Origin of the sequence: Pseudactinotalea terrae, assembly GCF_009733845.1 — a bacterium.
Taxonomy (GTDB): Bacteria; Actinomycetota; Actinomycetes; order Actinomycetales; family Beutenbergiaceae; genus Pseudactinotalea; species Pseudactinotalea terrae.
In genome coordinates this window covers 417,256-432,020 of the sequence record NZ_WNXZ01000002.1, presented here as the reverse complement: position 1 = coordinate 432,020, position 14,765 = coordinate 417,256, and the positions used below count along the sequence as shown (strand labels likewise).

The following is a 14,765-nucleotide window of genomic DNA, read 5'->3' as shown; positions in this document are numbered from 1 at the left end:
CATCACGCGATCGACCAGGAGCAGCATGGCCACGCCCGAGACCACCCCACCAGCTGACGAACAAGCGGAACCACGGCAGGCGAGCTCCTTCGTCGACCGCTTCTTCGAGATCACCAAGCACGGGTCGACCGTGCCGCGTGAGCTCAGAGCCGGGCTGACGACGTTCCTGGCGATGAGCTACATCATCTTCGTCAACCCGGACGTGCTGTCGAACGCGATCGTGATCGACGGGGTCGACAACGTCTTCACGCAGCTGGTGATCGTGACCTGCATCGCCGCTGCCTTCGGGACGCTCGTGATGGGCATCGTCGCGCGGTACCCGTTCGCGCAGGCGCCGGGCATGGGGCTGAACGCGTTCTTCGCGTTCACCGTGGTCATCGGGATGGGCTATACGTGGCAGCAGGCGCTCGCCGCGGTGTTCATCTCCGGTGTGCTGTTCGTGGTGCTGAGCGTCATCGGCGCGCGGAAGGCGATCGTGCAGGCCCTGCCGATGTCGCTCAAGCTCGCGATCACCGCCGGCATCGGCGCGTTCCTGGCCCTGATCGGCATGAAGAACGCCGGCATCGTCGTCAACAACGAGGCCACCGCCGTCGCGCTGGGCGACTTCGGCTCGCCGACGGTGTGGCTCGCGCTGCTGGGTCTGGTGATCACCGCGGTCCTGATGAAGCTCAAGGTCACCGGCGCGATCCTGTGGGGCATCCTCGCGACAACCGCGATCGCGATCATCTTCCGGCTCGCGGTCTACGCAGGTGCCGACGGACTCGTGCCCTTCGCCGGGTTCTCCGACGGCATCCTGGCGCTGCCGTTCTGGCCCAGCGACCTCGCCCTCCAGATGGACTTCGCCGGCCTCTTCAACCCGGCACACCTCGATGTCAGCGCCGGGTTCCTGGTCACCTCGGCGATCACGGTCATCCTCACGTTCTTCGTCGTCGACTTCTTCGACGCGACCGGCACGCTCACCGGGCTGGCGAACCGCGCCGGCTTCATCGACGCCAAGGGCGACATGCCCCGCGCCAAGACGCTGTTCTCGATGGACGGTCTCGCGGCGATCTTCGGTGCCGCGATGGGCACTTCGACCACGACGGCGTACGTCGAGTCCGCTGCGGGTGTCGAGGAGGGTGGTCGCACGGGCCTGACGGCGGTCACCACCGGTGGTCTGTTCATCGTCGCGATGTTCTTCTGGCCGTTGGTGGGTGCGGTGCCGAGCGCCGCCACGTCCCCCGCACTGATCCTGGTCGGCGCGCTCATGATGGAGGGCGTCAAGGGCATCGAGTGGAGCGACGTCTCCGAGAGCGTGCCCGCGTTCCTGACGATCGTCACGATGCCGTTCACCTACTCGATCGCGAACGGCGTCTCCTTCGGCATCATCGCCTACGCGCTGATCAAGGTGTTCACCGGCCGGTTCAGGGAGAACAGCTGGCTGCTCTACCTGCTCGCCGCGCTCTTGATCGCCCGCTACATCTGGCTCGAGTAGCACCCCGCGTTCAACACGATCCCGCACCCCTTGCAGGGCGACCGTGCGTGGCACGATCGTGCGTATGGAGACGACATGGCTGATACCCGTGATCGCCGTTGCTGTCGGGGCTGGTGTGATCGCGCTGGTCGCGGCGATCGGAGTCGCGCTCCGCTCGTCTCGGGGTTCGTCGGCGCCCAGTGACGTCGTGCCCGGGCGGCCGCCGTTCGCTGCAGGCCCGCCTGGGCCGGAGCTGCTGCAGCGGCTGGGGATCGCCAGGCTGGTCAGGCGAGCGACCGGGGTCGTGCAGTGGCAGGTCGAGGGACGTGAAGCCCTCGCGGCGCGCACCGACGGCCGCGGCTGGGCGACCACGCGCGGCGCGTGGAGCACGCGGGCCACGACCTCCGGTCTCGCCCACTCGCTCGTTGCGGTGCGGCTGCCCGGTCCGCTCCCGGCCATCAACGTGCTGAGCGAGGGCGTCATCGGCTCGCACGTCGACGTCGAGTCCAGCGGATTCAACAGGGCGCGCGACATCCGCACCGACGACGACCGGCACGCCCACGCCGTGCTCACACCGCGGGTGATCGCCCTGCTGCAGGATCTCCCCGAGGACCTCTCGGTGCAGGTGGTCGGTGATCACCTCATCAGCTTTCGTCGTGGCGTGCCGACCGCCGCCGAGGTGCTGCAGCGGGCGGCGCTCCTGGCTCAGATCGCCGCCGCGATCCCCGCGTTCGTCTACGACGGCCTCGGGGACTGAGTCAGCCGAGCCTGCTCAAGACCGAGAGCGCGATGCCGTCGAGGATGTCGTGCTCGCTCGATGTGACCGTCGTGACGCCCGCGCTCGCGGTGAGGTGGCGGATCACCTCCGACCACACGAGGGCTCCGGCACCGATCACGTCGACCCGGCCCGGGTGCATGTACGGCAGCGCAGCACGCTCGGCGCGGCTCATCCACAGCAGCTCGTCGCACGCTGCCAGGACGTCCTCGACGGCGAGCCGGGCCCCGTCGATCTCCTCGGATCGATAGCGGTCGAGTCGCAGCGCATGGGCCGTCACGGTCGTCACCGACCCGGCGACCCCCACCAGCGTGCCGGTGCTCTCCAGCGGCACGGTTGCCGTGGCGCGATCGAGCGCGGCGCGGATGTCAGCTCGAGCCGCTCCCACCTCTGCCTCGCTCGGCGGGTCCGAGGACAGGTGCCGCTCCGTCATCCGGACGCAGCCGATGTCGAGGGAGATCGAGGCATCGGGCATCGGAGCTGGCCCGGAGGCCGCTCCGACCACGAGCTCGGTCGACCCGCCCCCGATGTCGACGACGAGCGCAGGCCCGGGGTCGTCGGCGCCGAGCACGCGCACCGCGCCCGCGAAGCTCAGCGAGGCCTCCTCGGTACCGGAGATCACCTCCGGTGCGACCCCCAGCCGCTGGGTCACGCCGTCGATGAAGGCATCGCGGTTGCGCGCGTCGCGGGTGGCCGAGGTCGCCACGAACCGAACGGCCTCGACCTCGTGCTCACGGCACAGCGCCGCATACCGCTCGGTCGCGTCCAGCGTGCGAGCGAGCGCCTCCGCGGCGAACTCGCCGGTCTTGTCGACTCCCTGACCCAGTCTGACCACCTCCATGAGGCGGACGACGTCGGTCAGGCTCGCTCCGCCGTCGGGCTCGGTCTGGGCGTCTGCGACGAGCAGACGGATGGAGTTCGTTCCGCAGTCGATACCAGCCACACGTGTCACGGCCACACCTTGCCACGAGCGGAGGGGGCTCGACGACGGGGAAGCCGTTCCGGGCGGCGAGAACGGGCTGCGGCTCAGCAGGTGCAGCGGTCCGGCCGCCAGCTCTCGCGGATGAGCGCGAGGGCCTCGTCGCCGATCGGGTTGACCCCTGGGCCGACGGCGAGCGCGTGCCCGACCAGCACGTGCAGGCACTTGACGCGGTCGGGCATGCCACCGGCGCTGATGCCCTCGATCTCGGGGACCTCGCCGAGCTCGTGACGGCGGCGCAGGTAGTCCTCGTGGGCAGCCCGGTGCGCAGCGGCGAGATCCGGGTCCTCGGCGATCCGAGCGCTCATCTGCTTCATGACGCCACTGGCCTCGAGCGTGCTGACGGCCGCGACGGCGGGCGGGCAGGTCAGGTAGAACGTCGTCGGGAACGGCGTGCCGTCGGGCAGCCGGGGCGCCGTGCGCACCACGGTCGGGCGGCCGCACACGCACCGGGCCGCGACCGACACGACCCCGCGTGCCGGCCGGCCCAGCTGCTCGGTGATGACGTCGAGGTCGGCCTGGCTGACCAGCTCGGTCATCAGTCGTCGACCTCACCGGCGACCTGCACGGAGTCCCACACGGTCAGGTACCACGGGCCGGTGCGCGGCATGGTCACCGGCCCGTCATCCTCGGTGCTCGTGGGCTCCTCGCCGGTCACGGTCTCGGGATCGACCACCACGTAAGGCGTCTCCCCCGGCATCACGAACCCGAGCCGATCACGAGCCTGGGCCTGCACGAACGCTGCGTCCTCCCAGCGTTCGACGGCGTCCTCGAGCGCTGCGTTGCGCTCCTCGCTGGCCGCGATCGCGTCGTTGAGCTCCCGTAGCTGCTCCTGCTGCGCGACGTAGGCACGAAGCGTGGGGGCGAGCAGGACGAACGCGACCAGCACGACGACGAACAGCATCACCATCCGCACCGTCACCTGCCTCGGCTCGTCGTGCCGCTCGACCGTGGCACCGCCAGCGGGTGCGGTGCTCGCCCGGCGCGGCGTGGCGCTCGGCTTGCGCAGCGGCTTGCTGGAGGCTGTGGAGCCCTTCGCCGGGCGTGAGGTCGCGCGGCTGCCGCGGGCCGGCTTGCGCTGGGCCGTCGCAGAGCGCGACGCACCGGCGGCGGTCGTGCGGGGTGCAACAGGACGGCGGGAGCTCACCACCACATGTTCCCTCACCTGCGCGCGGTTCGGCCGCAGGTGACGTGGCGCGCGTCGTGGGCAGTCCTCCCCGGAGCCGGCCAGACCCCTGGGATTCGTGACGCGCGCACCCACGCGTATGTGGAACAAAGTCCACGGTCGAAGACGGCCAGAGGACGAAGCAACCGGTTGCCATCGCATCGAGCGCGGACTTCGTTCCAGAAGCTGGTCGTTCCGGTGCGTGGAGCGCCCCGGCCGCAGCACCACCTCACACCGCGCAGGCGTCGCCCTCGCAGTTCGCACCATCGGCAGCGGAGACCATCTGCAGCGGGTTGGCCGTGGCCCACGCCTGCTCCAGCGCGCGCGTGAACACCTCGATCGGCTGCGCCCCGGACACGCCCACCGCCTCGGCGAGCACGAAGAACGGCACTCCCCGCGCCCCGTACGCGCCGGCCTGGGCGATGTCGGCACGCACCGCGTCGGCGTACTCGTCACCGGCGAGCACCTGCTGCACACGCGTCTCGTCCAGGCCGACCTCGCCGGCCAGCCGCACCAGCACATCCGGGTCGTTGACCTGCTCGTTGTCGCTGAAGTGGGCGCGCATGAATCGGTCCTGAGCGGCGTCGCCCAGCCCCTCCTCGTTCGCCAGGTGCAGCACCCGGTGGATGTCGAAGGTGTTGCCGGTGCGGGTGGTCTCCAGGTGGTACTCGAGCCCGACCCCGGCTGCCTGCTGCTCCAGCGCCCGCTGGTTGGCGAGCGCCTGCTCCACCGGCATGCCGTACTTGCGTGCCAGCATCTGGCTGGACGGCTCGGTCGTCACCTCGGGCGCCGAGGGGTCGAGCTGGAAGCTGCGCCAGGAGATCTCCACCTGGTCGCGGTGCGGGAACTGCTCGAGGGCAAGCTCGAGGTGACGCTTGCCGATGTAGCAGAACGGGCAGACGATGTCGGACCAGATGTCGATCTTCATGCTCGCTGCAACCTGCCGACCACCCGGCTCATTCCGAGGCGGGTCGTCGGTCACGTCGACGAGCCGTCAGCACGAACGGCGCAGCCCCCGGCACGTGTGAACGTGCCGGGGGCCGCGGGGTCACCTCGGATCAGGCGGAGGGCTTCCAGCGCGGGAAGGCCGTGGCACCGGCGTAGACGCCGGAGCTGTCGAGCTCGTCCTCGATCCGCAGGAGCTGGTTGTACTTGTTGATGCGCTCACCGCGGGCGGGCGCGCCGGTCTTGATCTGGCCGGCGTTGACCGCGACCGACAGGTCGGCGATCGTCGTGTCCTCGGTCTCACCGGACCGGTGAGAGACCATCGCGGTGAAACCGTTGCGCTGCGCGAGCGTGACGGCGTCGAGGGTCTCGGTCAGCGAGCCGATCTGGTTGACCTTGACCAGCAGGGAGTTGGCGGCCTTGGTCTCGATGCCGCGGGCCAGGCGCTCCGGGTTGGTGACGAACAGGTCGTCGCCCACGATCTGCACCTTGTCGCCGACCTGGCCGACGAGCTCGCTCCAGCTGGACCACTCGTCCTCGGACAGCGGGTCCTCGATCGAGACCAGCGGGTAGTCCGACACGAGCTGGGAGTAGTACGCGATCATCTCGGCGGGGGTCTTCGAGCCGCCCTCGAAGGCGTAGGCGCCGTCGGAGAAGAACTCGGTGGCCGCGACGTCGAGCGCGAGCGCGATGTCGGTGCCTGCGCTGAAGCCGGCCCTCTCGATCGCCACCAGGATCAGGTCGAGCGCCGCACGGTTGCTCTCGAGGTTCGGTGCGAAGCCGCCCTCGTCGCCGAGGCCCGTCGCCAGGCCCCGCTCCTTCAGCACGGACTTGAGGTGGTGGTAGACCTCCGCACCCCAGCGCAGCGCCTCCTTGAAGGTGCCGGCACCGATCGGGGCGATCATGAACTCCTGGACGTCGACGTTGGAGTCGGCGTGGCTGCCGCCGTTGAGGATGTTCATCATCGGGACCGGCAGCACGTGCGCGTTCGGACCGCCGATGTAGCGGAACAGCGAGAGGTCGGAGCTCTCGGCGCTCGCGCGCGCGGCCGCGAGCGAGACGCCCAGGATCGCGTTGGCACCGAGCTTGCCCTTGTTCGGCGTGCCGTCGAGCTCGATGAGGGTGGCGTCGAGGTGACGCTGGTCAGCGGCGTCGAGCCCGAGGATCTCGGGAGCGATGACCTCGGTCACCGCGGCCACCGCCTCGCTCACGCCCTTGCCGAGATAGCGGCCCTTGTCGCCGTCACGGCGCTCGACAGCCTCGAATGCACCGGTGGACGCGCCCGAGGGCACGGCGGCGCGGGCAAAGGACCCGTCCTCCAGCGCGAGCTCGACCTCCACGGTGGGGTTGCCGCGGGAGTCAAGAATCTCCCGGGCGCCGACGGCCTCGATCGTGGCCATGTGCGACTCCTTCTCAGATGGGTGTCAAAGTGTGAAATCTTCTGGAATCCGCGTTCAACCCTAGCCCTGGCACGAGGGCCGCCCGCGGTGGTGTTCGTCACCCGCCAGCTGCCGGGCGAGGCGCTGCGCTCAGGCGCCGGCGGCGAGCTCGTCGCGCACGCTGCCGACCATCGGCTGCCACTCCTTGAAGGTGGTGATCTCGACGTCGGAGCAGGTCATGTAGGGGTCCGAGTCGAGGTAGGCCTGTACGCGCTCACGGGTGGCGTCGAGCAGCAGCGCACCGCCGGAGGCGTCCTCGAACGGGCCCCCGAGCAGCAGGATGCCCTCGTCGGTGAGTCCCTGCAGCAGCTCGCGGTGCGCGGGCCGCAGGGGCAGGCGGACGTCGTCGCCGTGGAAGACGGTCTGGATGAGGATCATGCTGCTGACCCTACTCAGGCGCCATCAGGAGCCTGCACCTCGGCTGGCTCGTTCCAGATCGCGGGTCGCGGCACGCAGCGACGCCTCGGCGTCGATGCCCTGCGCATCGGCCTCGACGACCAGGGCGAGCAGCGCTGCACCGAGGCGTGCGCCGTCGTCGTGCTCCGCCGCCTTGGGAGTGCTCGACGGCGAACCCGCCTTGCGCAGCCGGCTCACCACCTTCTGGGCGCGCGCGAGGGCCGGCAGCGCGGTGGGGATGTCGTCGAGCGGGTGGGCCCGCTGCTTCTCGACCGTCTTGATGGCGTCCCACTGCGCGGTGACCTCCTGCGCGGTCGCTGCCGCGCTGTCGCCGAACACGTGCGGGTGGCGGCGGGTCAGCTTGGCGACGAGGCCGCGCGCGACGTCGTCGATGTCGAAACCGCCCGCATCGCCGGTGCGGGTGCGTTCGCTGGCCACCCGGGCGTGGAACAGCACCTGCAGCAGCAGATCGCCCAGCTCCTCGGCGAGGGCTTCGTGATCGCCCTGCTCGGCGGCCTCCGCGACCTCGTGGGCCTCTTCGATCGCGTACGGCGCGAGCGAGGCGTGCGTCTGCTCCGCATCCCACGGGCAGCCGCCCGGGGACCGCAGCCGGTCCATGACCGCGACGGCCTCGAGCAGCGCCGCGCCCGCGGGCTCAGAGGTCACGCGACCTCGGGTGCCGGCGACTCGATCCAGTCCCAGGTGGAGGCCATCAGGCCCTCCTCGGTCCAGGTGCCGTAGCGCTCGCTCACCGTGACGTCGAGCTCGGCGAGCCGGCTGCCGATCTCTCCCTGGATCTCCTGCGCGTTCGGGGCGTCACCGAGCGACTCGATGGCGATCTGGCTGCGCAGGTAGAGCATCGAGGCGTCGCTCAGCTCTCCGCTGGCATCGAACCCGAGCTGCTGGCCCAGTGCCCCCCAGGTCTCGAGCGCCTGCGACTCGGACACCCCGGCGCCGGCCTCGCTGACCACCTCGAGGATCGTGGGCGCCGCGACGAGCCGGTTGAGCACGGCCGCCGGCTGCGCCATCTGGGCGGCCAGGTCCTCGGCGGAGGCATCCGGCTGCTGGGCCAGGATGCTGGCGCGCACGAACGTGTTCCAGTCCTCGAGGGCTGCGGTCACGTCGCTCTCGCCGATCACCTGGCCGTCCACCACAGCGGCGGTGCCAGGGGCGGGCGCACAGCCCGCGATCAGCGCGCCCGCGAGCGCAAGCCCGGCGAGCGGTGCAACGAGACGACGCGTGAGACGAGTTCCAGTTCGAGCCACCCGCTCATGGTAGGTGCTGCGGGCCGCGCTTGCGTTCAGGTCATTGTGACACTAAGGTTCTTTACGAGTTCAGGTCATTGTGACCCTAAGGAGCGCAGATGGGTGAGTCCCCGGAGGTAGCGGTCTCCACCGTGATCTTCGCGCTGCGCAACGAGGACCCGCGTAGCGCGGAGCCGCCCACGCTCTCGCTCCCCCTCGTCTTCCGCACCCGCGAGCCGTTCGACGGCCGCTGGGCCCTGCCCGGCGGCCCGCTCGGCGACGAGACGCTCCAGGACGCCGCCCGCCGCACCCTCGCCGCGACCACGGGTCTCGAACCCGCCTACCTCGAGCAGATGTACACGTTCGGCGACCCGGGGCGCTCCCCCGACGGCCGCCGAGTCGTCTCGGTCGTCTACTGGGCGCTGGTCCGCGCGGACGAGGTCGCCCACGCCCGCCCCCAGCAGAACGTGCGCTGGCTCGCGGCCGACGATCTGCCCACGCTGGCTTTCGACCACAACCTCGTCGTCGAGTACGCGCTCTGGCGGCTGCGCAACAAGGTCTCCTACGGCCGCATCGCACACGCGCTGCTCGGCGAGACCTTCACGCTGCGCGAGCTGCGCGAGGTGCACGAGATCGTTCGCCAGAAGCGGCTCGACCCCGCCAACTTCCGCCGGCAGGTGGAGGCGGACGGCGCCGTCGTCCCCACGAGCGAGATGCGCACCGGCGGTGCGCACCGGCCCGCCCGGCTGTACCGCTACAACACCGAGGTCGAACCCGTCGACCTCGGCCCGATCGCCCAGCCCACGAGGAGCGACACATGACAACCACCGCCTCGGTCGATCTGCGGATCCGCAGCATCGACGCCGGCGCGCCCGGCAGCACCTGCTCCTCCGAGCTCGGCAGCGGGCCCTGGGAGCTCGACGCCCGCGCCCCCGGCTACGGTCCCGGCGCCTCGCAGGCCGACACGCTCCCGCTCGGCTCACCTCGGCAGGGGTCGCTCCCGCAGCGGTACCGCGACGCCTCCCCCGCGGAGCTCGACTCCTGGATCCGCGCCGCTCGCGCCACGCTGGCCGACGACGCCGTGATCCTCGGGCACTTCTACCAGCGTGACGAGGTGGTCACCTATGCGGATTACGTGGGCGACTCCTACCAGCTCGCGCAGGCGACCAAGGAGCACCCGGACGCCCGAGCGATCATCTTCTGCGGCGTGCACTTCATGGCCGAGACCGCCGACATGCTGTCCGGCCCGGACCAGCGCGTGATCCTGCCGAACCTCGCCGCCGGCTGCTCGATGGCCGACATGGCGAACAGCGACCAGGTCGAGGAGTGCTGGGAGCAGCTGACCGAGCTGTACGGCACCCGGCCCGACGAGTCCGGCCGGGTACCCGTGATCCCGGTGACCTACATGAACTCCTCCGCTGCGCTGAAGGCCTTCTGCGGCCGCAACGGGGGCATCGTGTGCACGTCCTCGAACGCCTCGACCGTGCTGGCGTGGGCGTTCGAGCGCGGTCAGCGCGTGCTGTTCTTCCCCGACCAGCACCTGGGCCGCAACACCGCCAAGGCCATGGGCATCCCGCTCGAGCAGATGCCCACGTGGAACCCCAACAAGCCCCTCGGCGGCAACGAGGAAGCCACGCTGTCCGAGGCCAAGGTGCTCCTGTGGCACGGGTTCTGCTCGGTGCACAAGCGGTTCACGGTCGACCAGATCGCCCGGGCCCGCGCCGAGCACCCCGGCGTGCGCGTGATCGTGCACCCCGAGTGCCCGATGCCCGTGGTCGACGCTGCCGATGAGTCTGGCTCCACCGACTACATCCGCCGCGCGATCGAGGGTGCCACCGAGCCCACCACGTTCGCGATCGGCACCGAGATCAACCTCGTGCAGCGGCTCGCCGCGCAGCACCCGCAGCACACGATCTTCTGCCTCGACCCCGTGGTGTGCCCGTGCTCGACCATGTACCGGATCCACCCCGGCTACCTCGCCTGGGTCCTCGAGGGGCTCGTCGCGGGCGAGACGCTCAACCAGATCTCGGTGCCGCAGGATGTGACCACCCACGCCCGGATCGCCCTCGAGCGGATGCTCGAGGCCAGGCCCGACGCCTCGTCGGGAGCCGCGCGATGACCCGCGTGCTCGTGGTCGGGTCCGGCATCGCGGGCCTGTCGCTCGCGCTGGACGCCGCCGACGCCGGCCACGAGGTGCTGGTGGTCACCAAGGGCGAGCTCGGGAGCTCCAACACGCGCTACGCCCAGGGCGGGGTCGCGGCAGCGGTCTTCAGCGACGACTCGGTCGAGTCCCACATCTCCGACACGCTCGCGGCCGGCGCCGGGCTCTGCGACCCCGAGGCCGTGCGTGTGCTGTGCGCCGAGGGCCCGGACCGCATCCACGAGCTGATCGCCCTCGGCGTCGCCTTCGACTCCCGCGACGGCGAGCTCTCGCGCGGTCTCGAGGCCGCCCACTCCTACCCCCGCGTGCTGCACGCGGGTGGCGACGCGACCGGCGCCGTCATCGAGGCAGCCCTGGTCGCACGGCTCCGGGAGCGGCACGTCACCATCCACGAGCACGCGTTCCTGCTGTCCTTGCTGACCGAGCGCGGCCCGGGCAGCCGGGTCGTCGGCGCCGATGTCGAGCTCGACGGCGGCGCTCGCGACCGTTTCGACGCCGACGCCGTGGTCCTCGCCACCGGGGGCGCGGGCCAGCTCTACCCGTACACCTCGAACCCGCCCGCAGCTACTGGCGACGGCGTCGCCTGCGCTGCGCGGGTCGGCGCGAGGATCGCGGACGTGGAGCTGTACCAGTTCCACCCCACCACGCTGGCGCGTGCCGGCAACTTCCTGGTCTCCGAGGCGGTCCGCGGCGAGGGCGCGGTGCTCCGGAACGCCGAGGGCGAACGGTTCATGACCGAGGTCGAGGGCGCCGAGCTCGCTCCTCGCGACGTGGTGGCGCGTGCGGTGTTCGCCGAGATGACCCGTCAGGGCGGCGTGCCGGTCACGCTCGACGCCACGGCGCTGGGTGCCGGCTTCCTCGCCGAGCGCTTCCCCAGCATCGACGCCGCGGTGCGCGCCGCCGGGCTGGACTGGGCGCAGGAGCCGGTGCCGATCACGCCGGCGGCGCACTACTGGATGGGCGGGATCGCCACCGACCTGCACGGCCGCACCAGCGTGCCCGGGCTGTTCGCGATCGGCGAGTGCGCCCGCACCGGCGTGCACGGCGCCAACCGGCTCGCCTCCAACTCCCTGCTCGAGGGCGCCGTCTTCGGGCACCGCGCCGCCCTGGCCCTCGCCGACCTGGAGCACTGGCCCGCCACCCCCCACCCCTCCGATTTCAACGCACTTTCGACATCCGTGGGACGAGAAGGTCTCACCACCCGAGACGGTGTCAAAAGTGCTTTGAAATCGGGGGTGGGGGTGAGCCGGGCGGCGATCCAGCAGGTGATGTGGGACGCCGTCGGGCTGGTTCGCGACGGCGAGAAGCTCGCCGAGGCCGTCGAGACGCTCTCCGGGTGGCTGGCCGCGGCGCCGCAGCCCACCGACCGCGCCTCTCACGAGGACGCGAACCTGCTGCTGATCGCGCATGCCTGCGCGCAGGCGGCACTGGCTCGGACCACCTCGGTCGGAGCACACTTCCGAAGCGACGACCCAGCCACCGCGTCAGCGTCGCCCGTTCTGCTGTCCGTCTGAGAGAGGCACGAGGAATGACCGAGACGACCGTGGTGACCTCCGAGCGCGTCGTGCGCGCGCCGGCCGAGGCGATCTTCGAGCTGATCGCCGACCCGGCGCGGCAGCCCGAGTGGGACGGTAACGACAACCTCGCCGTGGCCGAGCAGGGCCAACGGGTGCGGGCTGTCGGCGACGTGTTCACCGTGACGCTGACGAAAGGCACCCCGCGCCCCAACCGCGTGGTCGCCTTCGAGGAGGGCCGGGTGATCGCGTGGCGTCCCGCGCCCACCGGCGAGCCCGAGCCCGGTCACGAGTGGCGCTGGGAGCTCGAGCCGGTCGAGGGCGGCACGCTCGTGCGGCACGTCTACGACTGGACGAACCTCACCGACGCCAAGCGGTTCGACAAGGCCCGCTCGACCACGGCCGAGCACCTCGCAGCCTCGATCTCCCGGCTCGCCGCCTTGGCGGAGGCGGGCGCGTGACCCAGCTGCTCCCCGCTGTCGTCGACGAGATCGTTGCTCGCGCGCTGCACGAGGACGCCCCCTGGGGTGACCTCACCTGCGCGGCGCTCGTGCCGCCGTCGGCCACCTCGACGGCGGAGCTCACCGCCCGCGAGGGCGGCACCTTCGCTGGTGGTCCCGCCGTCGAGGCTGCGTTCCGGCTCACGGGCGCGAGCATCGCGGTCGACCTCTTGGTCGCCGAGGGCGAGGCGTTCGAGGCGGGCACCGTGCTCGCGCGCGTGGAGGGCCCGGCCGCCGGGGTGCTGCAGGCGGAGCGGATCGCGCTGAACTTCGCGCAGCGGCTCTGCGGGATCGCCACGGCCACCGCGGCGTACGTGGCGGCGGTCGCGGGCACCGGGGCGCGCGTGGTCGACACCCGCAAGACCACACCAGGGCTGCGGGCCCTCGAGCGACACGCCGTTCGCGCCGGCGGCGGGCACAACCATCGCTACAGCCTCTCCGATGCCGTCATGGTCAAGGACAACCACCTGGCGGTGCTGCTCGCCTCCGGTGCTGACCTCACCCAGACCCTGCGGGCGGTCCGGGACCGGATCCCGCACACCACGAGCGTGGAGGTCGAGGTCGACCGCATCGAGCAGATCGAGCCGGTCCTCGCCGCCGGGGTGGACGTGATCATGCTCGACAACTTCACGCTCGACCAACTCCGCGAGGGGGTCGCGCTGATCGACGGCCGCGCGATCGTCGAGGCCAGCGGCAACGTGCGGCTCGAGACCGTGGCAGCCATCGCGGCCACCGGCGTGGACGTGATCAGCGTGGGCGCGCTGACCCACAGCATCCGGTCGCTCGACCTGGGGCTGGACATCGAGGTGCGGTGAGCCTCTACCTGGATGCGGCGGCCACCACGCCCGTGCGCCGCGAGGCGCTCGAGGCGATGTGGCCGTACCTGACCGGCGACTTCGGCAACCCCTCCAGCACCCACGAGCTGGGCGAGCGGGCGGCGGTCGGGCTGGCCGATGCGCGCGCACGCGTCGCTGCTGTGCTGGGCTGCCGCGCCAGCGAGGTCACGTTCACCTCGGGCGGCACCGAGGGCGCGAACCTGGCTGTCAAGGGGCTCGCGCTCGCCCGGCCACGAGGGCGGCGCGTGGTCACCTCCCCCATCGAGCACGAGGCGGTGCTGGCCTCGGCCGAGCACCTCGTGCGGTGGCACGGGTTCGAGAGCTCGCGGGTCGCCGTCGAGCATGACGGGCGGGTGAGCGCCGCCGCGCTCGAGGCGGCGCTCAGCGACGACACCACGCTGGTGAGCATCGGCTGCGCGAACAACGAGATCGGCACGGTGCAGGACATCGCGACGCTGGCCGCGGCGGCCCGCGAGCGCGGCGCCCTCGTGCACACCGACGCCGTGCAGGCCGCGGGTTGGCTCCCGCTCGACGTCGCCGCGCTGGCCGTCGATGCCCTCAGCATCTCGGGCCACAAGGTGGGCGCCCCCAAGGGCATCGGCGCGGTGTTCGTGCGGGGCCGGTGCGCCGTCGTGCCCCTGATCGACGGCGGCGGCCAGGAGCGCGAACGGCGTTCCGGCACCGAGAACGTGGCCGGTGCCGTTGCCCTCGCGACGGCCCTCGAGCTCGCCGAGCGCGAGCGGGCCGAGGCGGCCGAGCGGGTGGGTGCGCTGCGCGAGGACCTCGTGGCCAGCGTGCTCGCCGGGGTCCCGACGGCGCAGCTCACGGGGTCCGCGACCTCTCGGTTGCCTGGCCACGCCTCGTTCTGCTTCCCCGGCACCAGCGGCGAGGCGGTGCTGCTCGAGCTGGAGCGCCGCGGCGTGCTCGTCTCCTCGGGCTCCGCCTGCGCCGCCGGCCGGGACGAGCCCTCCCACGTGCTGCTGGCGCTGGGCATCGACGCCGAGGTCGCCGGAACCGCGGTGCGGCTGACGCTGCCGACCTCGGTCACCGCCGTTGAGACATCGCGGGCCGCTGCTGCGATCGTGGATGCGGTGGCCGCGGTCCGGGCCTGAGCCCGGTACCGGGATCGGTCGCTGTGGCCGGAGGAGATCGGGCCTGCCGGAGGTCCAGGCAATTCGCTTGCGCGGTGTCGTACCGTGGAGCTGCCTGCAGGCGCGACCTGCCGCAGGCATCCGAACGAGCGAGGAGTGGCGATGACCGGCATCGCAGGGAGCGGGGTGGCCGCGCAGGCCTGCTCAGTGCTACCCGCCCCGCTCGCCCTCGGCAAGCCCTGACGTCAGGTGCAGGTCGGTGGGCGG

At 71.5% G+C, this 14,765-nt stretch carries 16 protein-coding genes; 8 read left to right on the top strand and 8 right to left on the bottom strand.

From position 1 onward, the window contains the following. Window positions 1–25 precede the first annotated feature (25 nt). Both GPA03_RS09515 and GPA03_RS09510 read left to right on the top strand, forming a co-directional pair. On the top strand, window positions 26–1,474 hold the full coding sequence (locus GPA03_RS09515; protein WP_156251742.1) for an NCS2 family permease: 1,449 nt from the start codon (window positions 26–28) through the stop codon (window positions 1,472–1,474). 64 nt (window positions 1,475–1,538) lie between these two features. Then, complete coding sequence (locus GPA03_RS09510) at window positions 1,539–2,210, top strand: hypothetical protein (protein WP_156251741.1); 672 nt, start codon at window positions 1,539–1,541, stop codon at window positions 2,208–2,210. Between the two features lies 1 nt (window position 2,211). Here the strand turns inward: GPA03_RS09510 and GPA03_RS09505 are convergent, their stop codons facing one another. The 8 genes from GPA03_RS09505 to GPA03_RS09470 all read right to left on the bottom strand — a co-directional run bounded on the left by GPA03_RS09505 (window position 2,212) and on the right by GPA03_RS09470 (window position 8,417). Further along, window positions 2,212–3,180: a Ppx/GppA phosphatase family protein gene (locus GPA03_RS09505; RefSeq protein WP_156251740.1), complete on the bottom strand. Its 969-nt coding sequence runs from the start codon at window positions 3,178–3,180 to the stop codon at window positions 2,212–2,214. 74 nt (window positions 3,181–3,254) lie between these two features. After that, window positions 3,255–3,746 carry a DUF501 domain-containing protein gene (locus tag GPA03_RS09500; RefSeq protein ID WP_156251739.1) on the bottom strand — a complete coding sequence of 164 codons (492 nt, stop codon included), beginning with the start codon at window positions 3,744–3,746 and terminating at the stop codon, window positions 3,255–3,257. Further along, window positions 3,746–4,354, bottom strand: coding sequence for an FtsB family cell division protein (locus GPA03_RS09495; RefSeq protein WP_162458317.1), 609 nt, complete (start codon window positions 4,352–4,354; stop codon window positions 3,746–3,748). The genes GPA03_RS09500 and GPA03_RS09495 overlap by 1 nt, the downstream gene beginning before the upstream one ends. Before the next feature lie 247 nt (window positions 4,355–4,601). Beyond that, window positions 4,602–5,300 (bottom strand): DsbA family oxidoreductase, encoded by a 699-nt coding sequence (locus GPA03_RS09490; protein WP_156251737.1) that lies wholly within the window; start codon window positions 5,298–5,300, stop codon window positions 4,602–4,604. Between the two features lie 130 nt (window positions 5,301–5,430). Further along, entirely contained in the window at window positions 5,431–6,717 is a 1,287-nt protein-coding gene (eno, locus tag GPA03_RS09485) for a phosphopyruvate hydratase (RefSeq protein WP_156251736.1), read from the bottom strand. A 129-nt stretch (window positions 6,718–6,846) separates the two neighbouring features. Further along, entirely contained in the window at window positions 6,847–7,134 is a 288-nt protein-coding gene (locus tag GPA03_RS09480) for a YciI family protein (RefSeq protein WP_156251735.1), read from the bottom strand. A 24-nt stretch (window positions 7,135–7,158) separates the two neighbouring features. After that, window positions 7,159–7,818: a nucleoside triphosphate pyrophosphohydrolase gene (locus GPA03_RS09475; protein ID WP_241681192.1), complete on the bottom strand. Its 660-nt coding sequence runs from the start codon at window positions 7,816–7,818 to the stop codon at window positions 7,159–7,161. Then, window positions 7,815–8,417 (bottom strand): hypothetical protein, encoded by a 603-nt coding sequence (locus GPA03_RS09470; protein ID WP_156251734.1) that lies wholly within the window; start codon window positions 8,415–8,417, stop codon window positions 7,815–7,817. The genes GPA03_RS09475 and GPA03_RS09470 overlap by 4 nt, the downstream gene beginning before the upstream one ends. A gap of 98 nt (window positions 8,418–8,515) precedes the next feature. Here GPA03_RS09470 and GPA03_RS09465 point away from each other — a divergent pair, with 98 nt between their 5' ends. The 6 genes from GPA03_RS09465 to GPA03_RS09440 are packed head-to-tail and all read left to right on the top strand — an operon-like array spanning window position 8,516 to window position 14,519. Continuing rightward, window positions 8,516–9,217 carry an NUDIX hydrolase gene (locus tag GPA03_RS09465; RefSeq protein WP_156251733.1) on the top strand — a complete coding sequence of 234 codons (702 nt, stop codon included), beginning with the start codon at window positions 8,516–8,518 and terminating at the stop codon, window positions 9,215–9,217. Continuing rightward, window positions 9,214–10,515, top strand: a complete 1,302-nt coding sequence (gene nadA / locus GPA03_RS09460; RefSeq protein WP_156251732.1) for a quinolinate synthase NadA — start codon at window positions 9,214–9,216, stop codon at window positions 10,513–10,515. The genes GPA03_RS09465 and nadA overlap by 4 nt, the downstream gene beginning before the upstream one ends. Beyond that, the gene (nadB, locus tag GPA03_RS09455) at window positions 10,512–12,071 is read left to right on the top strand and encodes an L-aspartate oxidase (protein ID WP_156251731.1); all 1,560 of its coding nucleotides are present in this window, start codon (window positions 10,512–10,514) and stop codon (window positions 12,069–12,071) included. Before nadA ends, nadB begins: the two co-directional genes overlap by 4 nt. A 14-nt stretch (window positions 12,072–12,085) precedes the next feature. Further along, window positions 12,086–12,532, top strand: coding sequence for an SRPBCC family protein (locus GPA03_RS09450; RefSeq protein WP_156251730.1), 447 nt, complete (start codon window positions 12,086–12,088; stop codon window positions 12,530–12,532). Then, complete coding sequence (gene nadC, locus GPA03_RS09445) at window positions 12,529–13,386, top strand: carboxylating nicotinate-nucleotide diphosphorylase (RefSeq protein WP_421958410.1); 858 nt, start codon at window positions 12,529–12,531, stop codon at window positions 13,384–13,386. The genes GPA03_RS09450 and nadC overlap by 4 nt, the downstream gene beginning before the upstream one ends. Beyond that, entirely contained in the window at window positions 13,383–14,519 is a 1,137-nt protein-coding gene (locus GPA03_RS09440; RefSeq protein WP_156251729.1) for a cysteine desulfurase family protein, read from the top strand. The genes nadC and GPA03_RS09440 overlap by 4 nt, the downstream gene beginning before the upstream one ends. Window positions 14,520–14,765: the final 246 nt, after the last annotated feature.